The organism is Actinoplanes sp. NPDC048791, from assembly GCF_040650095.1.
GTDB lineage: Bacteria > Actinomycetota > Actinomycetes > Mycobacteriales > Micromonosporaceae > Actinoplanes.
This window is the reverse complement of record NZ_JBEZGQ010001655.1, coordinates 1-1,206: the sequence shown is the minus strand read 5'-3', so window position 1 is coordinate 1,206 and position 1,206 is coordinate 1. Positions and strand designations below refer to the sequence as shown.

The 1,206-nt window shown below is 74.0% G+C and carries 2 protein-coding genes; both read right to left on the bottom strand.

The features are described 5' to 3' along the window. On the bottom strand, positions 1-594 hold a 594-nt coding region (locus AB0C29_RS49355; protein ID WP_360835428.1), incomplete at its 3' end, for an acyltransferase. A gap of 26 nt (positions 595-620) precedes the next feature. Then, the coding region (locus tag AB0C29_RS49350; RefSeq protein ID WP_360835426.1) for a carbonic anhydrase at positions 621-1,206 on the bottom strand (586 nt) is incomplete at its 5' end.

The following is a 1,206-nucleotide window of genomic DNA, read 5'->3' as shown; positions in this document are numbered from 1 at the left end:
GGCGTCGCCGGGCGTCGCCGCGAGCAACCGGGGCGCCAGCGGAGCGGTGCCGACGGCGACCACGGCCAGCACCACCGCCAGCACGCTGCCGGCCCGGTGCAGCCGTACCGCGAACAGCGCGCCGACCAGCAGGTAGAACGCCATCTCGAAGGTGAGGGTCCAGATCACCGGCGTGATCAGCGGTACGCCCAGCAGGTGCGGCAGCATCGTCACGTGCGCCACGGCCGCGGTCAGCGGGTCGGCCCGCAGCGCGGGGTCGAGCGGCATCAGCCCGGCGGCGCCCAGCGCGACCACCACGGTGATCACCACCAGGTAGAGCGGCAGCAGGCGGCAGAGCCGGCTCACCCAGAACGTGCGCAGGCTCCCGTGCCGTTCCAGTGAGGCCGGGATGATGTAGCCACTGACCAGGAAGAACAGCATGACCCCGGCACTGCCGGCGTGCAGCCACTCGGCGGAGACCTCCCGCGCCCCGCGGAACAGCATGCGGCTGAGGTGGGCGTACACGACCAGCAGGACCGCCACGGCCCGGAGCCCGTCGAGCCAGGCCAGCCGGTCCGCCGGCAACACGGCGGGGGCGGTCGGCTCGGCGGGCATCCGCGAACGATAGCCGGAGGCGCGGGTCATCTCACCAGCGCGACCCGGCCGGTGTCGAGGTCGTAGCGGGCCCCCACGATGCGCAGCTCGCCGGCCCGGACGTGCTCCGCCAGCAGCTCACTGCGGGCGGTCAGCTGGGCCGCCTGGGCCCGGATGTTGGCGCGGACGGCGTTGTCCACCACGTCGCCGGGGCGGCTCAGCTCCGGCTCGACGATCGGCCGGAGCGCGTCGACGATCGTGCCGATGTGCCCGGGGGCGCCGGCGCCGCTCTCGATGGCGTCGATGGTGGCGGTCACCGCGCCGCACCGCTCGTGGCCGAGCACGACGACGAGCGGGCTGCCGAACTCCTCGACGGCGAACTCGATGCTGCCCAGCAGCAGGTCGTCGACGATGTTCCCGGCCACCCGGTTGTCGAACAGGTCACCCAGTCCCTGGTCGAAGAGGAACTCGGGCGAGACCCGGGAGTCGGCGCAGCCGATCGTGATCGCGAAGGGGTGCTGACCCGCGGCGACCTCGTGCAGGTCGGCCAGGGTCTGGTGCGGGTGGCGGGCGTGCCCGGAGACGAAACGCCGGTTGCCGGCGAGCAGCCGGGCGAGGGCGGCGGCCGGGGTG